Origin of the sequence: Desulfosarcina sp. (genome assembly GCF_033791525.1) — a bacterium.
GTDB lineage: Bacteria > Desulfobacterota > Desulfobacteria > Desulfobacterales > Desulfosarcinaceae > Desulfosarcina.
In genome coordinates this window covers 1-7,282 of the sequence record NZ_JASJGN010000223.1, presented here as the reverse complement: position 1 = coordinate 7,282, position 7,282 = coordinate 1, and the positions used below count along the sequence as shown (strand labels likewise).

General features: G+C 54.7%; 8 protein-coding genes. 4 read left to right on the top strand and 4 right to left on the bottom strand.

The features are described 5' to 3' along the window. Window positions 1–391: 391 nt before the first annotated feature. The gene (locus tag QNK41_RS11235) at window positions 392–586 is read right to left on the bottom strand and encodes a hypothetical protein (protein ID WP_319256779.1); all 195 of its coding nucleotides are present in this window, start codon (window positions 584–586) and stop codon (window positions 392–394) included. A gap of 168 nt (window positions 587–754) precedes the next feature. Here QNK41_RS11235 and QNK41_RS11230 point away from each other — a divergent pair, with 168 nt between their 5' ends. From QNK41_RS11230 to QNK41_RS11215, 4 genes are all read left to right on the top strand, one after another. Continuing rightward, window positions 755–1,816 (top strand): ABC transporter ATP-binding protein, encoded by a 1,062-nt coding sequence (locus QNK41_RS11230; protein WP_319256777.1) that lies wholly within the window; start codon window positions 755–757, stop codon window positions 1,814–1,816. Beyond that, a complete protein-coding gene (locus tag QNK41_RS11225) occupies window positions 1,803–2,717 on the top strand; it encodes an ABC transporter permease (protein ID WP_319256776.1) in 915 nt (304 codons plus the stop codon). Before QNK41_RS11230 ends, QNK41_RS11225 begins: the two co-directional genes overlap by 14 nt. Continuing rightward, entirely contained in the window at window positions 2,714–3,517 is an 804-nt protein-coding gene (locus QNK41_RS11220; protein ID WP_319256773.1) for an ABC transporter permease, read from the top strand. The genes QNK41_RS11225 and QNK41_RS11220 overlap by 4 nt, the downstream gene beginning before the upstream one ends. Window positions 3,518–3,822: 305 nt before the next feature. Further along, window positions 3,823–4,869, top strand: a complete 1,047-nt coding sequence (locus QNK41_RS11215; RefSeq protein ID WP_319256771.1) for a spermidine/putrescine ABC transporter substrate-binding protein — start codon at window positions 3,823–3,825, stop codon at window positions 4,867–4,869. Between the two features lie 222 nt (window positions 4,870–5,091). Here the strand turns inward: QNK41_RS11215 and QNK41_RS11210 are convergent, their stop codons facing one another. From QNK41_RS11210 to QNK41_RS11200, 3 genes are all read right to left on the bottom strand, one after another. Then, window positions 5,092–5,535 carry a pyridoxamine 5'-phosphate oxidase family protein gene (locus tag QNK41_RS11210; RefSeq protein WP_319256769.1) on the bottom strand — a complete coding sequence of 148 codons (444 nt, stop codon included), beginning with the start codon at window positions 5,533–5,535 and terminating at the stop codon, window positions 5,092–5,094. Window positions 5,536–5,816: 281 nt separating this feature from the next. Then, window positions 5,817–6,608 (bottom strand): SDR family NAD(P)-dependent oxidoreductase, encoded by a 792-nt coding sequence (locus tag QNK41_RS11205; protein ID WP_319256767.1) that lies wholly within the window; start codon window positions 6,606–6,608, stop codon window positions 5,817–5,819. 184 nt (window positions 6,609–6,792) lie between these two features. After that, window positions 6,793–7,282, bottom strand: a 490-nt coding sequence (locus QNK41_RS11200; protein ID WP_319256765.1) for a helicase-related protein, incomplete at its 5' end; no start/stop codon positions are given.

Sequence of the window (7,282 nt, the reverse complement as noted above, 5' to 3'; positions counted from 1 at the left end):
GGGTTAGCGAGTGTCGATCCACAAATGGCCAATTTGTCTGATATCTGCGTTACGCTCAAAATTTTATCCTCGGAATATCAACCATATACTTGCGGTAAAATTTTTCGCATGCCTTGATCACACCCCAATTTGCATTTTTCTGGATGGACACTCGCACGGGTACTGAAAATCGATTTTCACCCTGCCGGGGCGGCCCCCCACCGCCGTCATAGGCAGATGCATTCTCCGCGACTTGCTGCGGGGAGGATTCAAATCAGACCCAATCAGATGGGAAAGGAGGCCCGATGAAGTTTGTGCGCGTTGATTTGTCGGCAAAAACGGTGGTGGATGACGAGGCCATGGAAAAGACCTTTGACTTTTGACGGCAATGACCATACAGCTTTCCATTAGGTTATACGGGAGGCTGGACAAATGGGTCCCGGGATACAATCCTGAAACGGGGTGCGTGGTTCACATGCCGGTCCAGTCGACGGTTGCCGATTTGATCGTCCACCTGGGCGTCCCCCCTCCGTTCGGTCGGTATCGTGTCGGTCAACGGCTGGGCGGCCAAAAAAGTGGACGTATTGCCGGACCGGGCCCTGGTCAAAGTGTTTCATCCCATTTTTAGCGGTTGAACCGCAGCCTGACGGTTGTTTTGATTCAAGCATCGTTTTTATTCTCACTTTTCGACCCGAACCCATTACAATTGCAGGCTTATTGCCAGCCTTTTGTTGTTAACGCTTTGTTTGGATCACGCTTCCGGATCTCCGAGGATATGAACCAGAACCAGAATCCCACGACTGACCAAGGCCTCACGGTAAAACATATCTGCAAACAGTTCGGCGATGTAATCGCCCTGGACGACGTCACCCTGAACGTCGCGCCGGGGGAATTCTTTACGCTGCTGGGCCCATCTGGATGCGGTAAGACCACCCTCCTGCGAATCATTGCCGGGCTCGAACTGGCCGATTCGGGCGAGGTTTTCAGCGGCGGCAAGGATATCACCCGCCTGCCGGCCATCAAACGCCAGGTGAACACAGTCTTCCAGAGCTATGCCCTGTTTCCGCACTTGACCATCTATGAAAATATCGCTTTCGGACTGAGATCCCGAAAGTTTCCCGACGCCGAAATCAAAAAGCGGGTGAACCGCCGTCTGGAGATGCTGGATTTAAGTGCCATGGCCCAGCGCCACCCCCATCAACTCTCCGGCGGCCAGAAGCAGCGGGTTGCCCTGGCCCGGGCCCTGGTGAACGAACCCGACGTATTGTTGCTGGACGAGCCCATGAGTGCCCTGGATGCACGCCTGCGTGCCCAGGTGCAGGAAGATCTTCGGCGGTTGCAGCGCAAGCTGGGGCGGACCTTCATTCTGGTCACCCACGATCAATCCGAAGCCCTGGTCTGCAGCGACCGGTTGGCCGTGATGCGCCAAGGCCGCGTGGTCCAGTGCGGGTCGCCTGAAGAGGTATACGACAACCCCAAGGACAGCTTCGTGGCCAAATTTCTGGGGGCGGCCAACCTGATACCATGCACCAAGGCGCCGGGTGGCGTTCAGACGGCATTCGGTTTCCTGGCCCTGGATAAAGAACCGTCCTGGCAGGAGGGCACCGTGGCGATCCGTCCGGAGTGGATTGGCATTGGTGACAAGGAGCCCGAACGCAACGGCATTCGCGCACGGGTGACCGAGATCGTTTACCGGGGAACTAATTTTGACCTGTGGCTGGAACCGGGGCCGTTGCGTGTACGCACCAGTTCCTACCGGCGAATTGATCCCGGCCGGGAGGTCTGGCTGGAACTGGCTTCCAAGGAATTGGTGATTCTTGAAGATGAAGCGCGCTGATTCAATGATTACCTGGTATGGGGAATTGACCACCCGGCAGCAGTTGCTCAAACGCGGGTCACTGCTCCTGACGCCCGGGATGTTCTGGCTGATGCTGTTTCTGGTGCTGCCCAGCCTAGTGCTGGTGGTCGTGAGTGTGGCCACCCGGGGGGCCTATGGTCAGTTGGAGTGGACGTTCACCCTGGAAAATTACAAACGGCTGGCCGGATTTACCCTCTTTGGCTGGACCCCGGACTATCTGATGATCCTCTGGCGGTCGGTGGTGGTGGCCTTTTTTACCACGCTGGTATCCGTCATCCTCTCCTATCCCCTGTGTTTTTTCATTGCCGGTCGACCCGAGCGCAGCCGCTACATGTGGCTGACCCTGGTCATCATCCCGTTCTGGACCAACATGGTCATCCGGGCCTACGCCTGGTTCCTGATTCTGTCACCGGAGTTGCCCTTTGCCCGGCTGGCGGCGATTGTGGGCTTTATCCCGGACGGCGCCCCGTTGTACCCCAATGCTTTCGCGGTTTACCTGGGGATGGTGTCCATGTTCCTGCCCTTTGTCACCCTGCCGCTTTACGCCAGCGTCGAACGGCTGGACTGGGCGTTGGTTGAAGCGGCCCAGGACCTTTACGCCTCGCGGTTCCGGACCTTTACCCAGGCTATTCTGCCCCAGACCATGCCGGGCCTGTCGGTGGGAATCATCCTGACCTTCGTTCCCGCCATGGGCATGTTCGTTGTCCCCGATCTGCTCGGCGGGGCCAAATACATGCTGGTGGGCAATCTCATCCAGCAGCAGTTCGGCGCCAGCAGGGACTGGCCGTTCGGGGCGGCGATCAGCATGGGACTGATGGTCCTAACCATGATCGGGCTTCAGATTTACCGCCGTAAGGGCAAGGAGATCGAGGTCATATGAGGCGTCAGCATCCCTTAATTGCAGCCATATCCTATCTGACAATGGCCTTTTTATACCTGCCGCTGGCGGGCGTAGCGATATTCTCCGTCAATGCCGCCCGTCGAGGCATGGTGTGGAAAGGGTTCACCTTGAAATGGTATCTCAAGCTCTTCGAAAACGACTGGATTCTCGAAGCCGCCTGGAACACCCTGCTGCTGGCGGTCGTCTCCACCGTCGTCGCCACGATCCTCGGTACGATCCTGGCCATCGCCATGGATCGCTTTCCCTGGCGGTCCCGCACCAGCAATTTTCTGGACATCATCCTGCATATTCCCGTGATCATTCCTGACATCATCCTGGCCGCATCCCTGGTAGTAGCATTCGGTCTGCTGCGACTGGCATCGTCCATTTTCGAGCCCGGCCTGTTGAACATGATCATCGGCCACATCACTTTTCAGATCGCCTTTGTTGCCCTGGTGGTGCGCAGCCGCCTGGTGGCCATCGGCAGGGAGGTGGAGGAGGCGGCCAGGGATCTTTTTGCGACCAACTGGTACCTGCTCAGAAAGGTAATGCTGCCGCTGCTGATGCCGGGCATTATCGCCGGCGCCATGCTGGCCTTCACGCTTTCCCTGGATGATTTCGTGATCAGTTTTTTCACGGCCGGTCCTGATTCGCAAACCCTGCCGCTGTTTATTTTTGCGGCCGTTCGAAGGGGGGTTACCCCGCAAATCCATGCCCTGTCGACCTTGATTATGCTTGTCACGGTGGTCCTGGTCGTGTTGATTGAGCGGTTTACCCGCCGGCAGGAAAAAATTGTTTGAGAGGTTCAGGGTTATGGAGGCATTGGAAACCTGAGCCGGTGATCCAAAACACTGATAAATTACAAATAGTAAATCTCAAATAAATTCCAAACTACAATATCCATATCTCAAAAGGGGCAAAAACAAACTGTTTGTTATTATATTGGTTTCTCAAATATTGACGATTGGAATGTCCTTCCTTCAAGACCGTCAAGTTTGGAGTTTTGAATTTGGCGATTGTGATTTATTTGTCATTTGGTTTTTGGTTATTGTTATTTTTTTCTGAAATCTGAACTAAAAAACCGGAACCCTAAAGGAGAGATAAGATGCGAAAATGTAGCCTGCTTGTGTTGGTTTTGGTGCTTTTGGGCGGTATGGCGGCCAGTGCCGAAGAATTGAGGGTCTACACATGGTCGGAGTATATGGACGAGGAAAAGATGCCGGCCGACTTCGAAGAGAAGTTCGGCATCAAGGTCCGTCTGGACATCTACGAGAACAACGAAGAGATGGTGGCCAAACTGCAGGTCGGTGGCGCCAGCCAGTATGACATCATCGTCCCCTCCGATTACATCATGCCGGTGTTGATCAACCAGCGGCTGATCCAACCCCTGGATCACGCCAAACTTCCCAACTTGAAGAACCTCAAACCCCTTTTCAGGGAAGCCAGCTATGACCCGGGCAACAAATACTCCGTCGCCTATCAGTGGGGCACGGTGGGGCTGATGTACCGCAAGGACAAGGTCAGTGACGCCGCCGCCCAGTCCTGGTCGGTGCTATTCGATGCCAACAAACAGCCCGGTGCATTCTGGCTGATCGATTCCGTGCGCGAGATGATGGGCATCGCCCTGGTTTACCAGGGCAAGGATTTCAACAGCACCAAGCCCGCGGATCTCAAAGCCGCCGCAGACTTGCTGGTGGCGACCAAGCGGTCGAAATACTGCATGGGCTTCAAACCGGGCGTGGGTGGCAAGAACGATGTGGTCGCCGGTACGGCGGTGGCGGCCATCGTCTACAACGGGGATGCCATTCAGTCGGTCACCGAAGAGCCGGACAAGCTGGGTTTCATCATCCCCAGCGAGGGCAGTGAAATCTGGTATGATTCCATGTGTATCCCCAGCAAAGCGCCCAACCCGGACGCCGCGCACAAGTGGATCAACTGGCTGCTGGAGCCCGAAGTCGGCGCCGAGCTGTCCAACTACAACCAGTATGCGACCCCCAACGCCGCGGCCGAGGCGTTCATCACGCCTGAAGATTTGGAAAATCCGGGAATTTACCCGACACCCGCGATCATGAAAAAACTTCATTTTACCAAGGATTTGGGCAAGGAAAACCGGATTATGGATGAAGCATGGACGCGCACCAAGTCCCATTGATACGTGCTTTTCATCGCTTTAGATGTTGAAAGACAGCACAAGCAGCCTGATCGACAGCGCCACAAGGCCGGTCGACCAGGCTGCTTTTTGTTGAAAGGCATCTCCAAAACCGTATCAGCGGTCATGGCGGTATTGTTCAATGACTCAAAATGTCTGTGTGCTGTTCTATTTCACCGCTGCAGGCCTTGTCCTGTGCCCTGGTCTTAATTTGTGCGAAAGATGCTACTGTGGATCGAAACTGGACTGCTTGCCGGTCAGTGACGCGATAGCAACCTTGAATACGCCCGTTGCCTTGACCTTGTTATCCGGAAAGGCTTTGGTTCCCTTTGAATATTGTTCTGCGATAATCTCCAGGGCGAGGCGCTTTTCATGGATCTCTTCTACCATGGTCGCATTGCCGAAGCCCACCACACTGCGATAGCGCATGTCCCAGTCACAGGGGTCCTCTGCCGGCATGGCTTCGGCCAGGATGTCGAACTCGAAACAGACTTTCGGGTGCTTTTGGATCAGATCGTATTTTCGGCTCTTTATCGACCCATGGAAATAAAGGGTGTCGTCCTGGTAGCCGAAGCAAAGAGGAACGATATAGGGCGTATCCCCGTCGAGCATGCCCAGACGACATACGCTGGCTTTGCGGATGATGGCCTCGATATTCTCTTTATTCACAGTGGTGATTCTCTCCTTTTCAAGTATGCTTTCGACAGGTTCAAGCGCCAGTTTGGAACCGCGATAGCGAGCGCATTCCTCGCTGCTTGCGGCGGGGTTAGCGAGCGAACTGAAAATAGACTTTCATCCATACGGTGCTGCGCAGCACTGCCGTTATAGGCAGAACATTCTCCGCGGCTTGCCGCGGGGAGGGTTCAATCCGCTGCAGGCGGTCTGTTTACCGATGAACTCATAATAACTCCGTTGATCGATTGGTCGGACGATATGATTTCAGCAGCCGGTTAGAATGCGCTCTTCACCACACCGCCATCAACGCGCAATGCCGCGCCCGTTGTCGCCGATGCGAGCGGGCTGGCGACATAGGCCACCAGTGAAGCGACTTCCTCAGTTGAAGCAAACCGCTTGATCAGTGACGTCGGCCGAATGGTTGCGAAGAAATCCTTCTCGAATTCCTCGAATGTCTTTCCCTCTTTCTTGGCCAGTTCGTTCACAAAATCGCCTACGCCACGTGACTTCGTCGGTCCCGGCAGGACGCAGTTGACCGTAATGCCGGTTCCGGCGACGTGTTCTGCCAATCCTCGGGAAACCGCGATCTGAGCGGTTTTGGTCATTCCATAGTGAATCATTTCAACAGGAATCTGGATAGCACTCTCGCTTGAAATGAAAATGATACGTCCCCAGTTGCGTCTCTTCATCGCAGGAAGGTAAAGCCGGCACAGGCGCACACCGCTCAACACGTTGACTTCAAAGAATCGGCGCCAATCCTCGTCGGGTATCTCCTCGAAGGATACCGGTTCATAGATGCCCAAATTGTTAACCAGAATCTCAACGTCGGGATGCTTGCTGTGCAATTTCTTGGCCGCTTCAGCCGTTGACAGGTCTCCGGCAAACCCTAATAGTGGTCCGGTGGCTGTTGCCTCCAATTCGGAAATGGCGCTTTCTACCGATGCCTCGGAGCGCCCGTTGATGATCGTTCGGGCGCCTTCCATAGACAGTGCTTTGGCGATCGAATAACCGATTCCAGCCGTACTGCCAGTAATCAGCGCAAGTTTGTCTTTTATTTTTAGATCCATAATGACTCTCCTTAAATTCTTTTTTTGCAGATGGCCTGCCGACCGCCTATTATTCTCGCGGGACCTTGGCCGCCCATCGCCTAAATATAAGCATGGCTCGTTGCATCGTAATCAAGCAGCCCTTCAATAATAAGTTGGCCTGGGTTTCATCGGTTTCAGTGCACCTATGGCGAGACCCTTATTTTCAGCCCTTGGATTTGCCTGGTTTTGAAGCTTGATGGCGGCGCAATCCTGATCTGGGAGGCTTTTTCCCCGCCTTATCGTTCCTCCTGCCGGATCGGGATTTCGATTTCGGTCCGGGGCTTTTGCCGGAACTGGCCGTTTTTGCCTTGCGGGTTTGCGATTGTTTTTTGGCAGCATTTCTTCTGGCGACCATCTCTTTGATTGCATGGTCTGCCTTTTTCTGGCTGGACGCGCTGTCCGGTCGAAAGAGAACATAGTCCGGAACGTCGCTGCCCTCGGTATAGCCGTCGATCTTTTCCACCGGGATTTTCTGCTTCATCAGTTTTTCAATGGCCTCAAGATGGGGCCTTTCTTCCATACTGACCAGGGAGATGGCCATGCCGCTTACACCGGCACGGCCGGTGCGGCCGATGCGGTGTACATAATCCTCGGGGATGCCCGGCATGTCGTAGTTGACCACATAGGGCAGCCGGCTAATGTCCAGGCCCCGT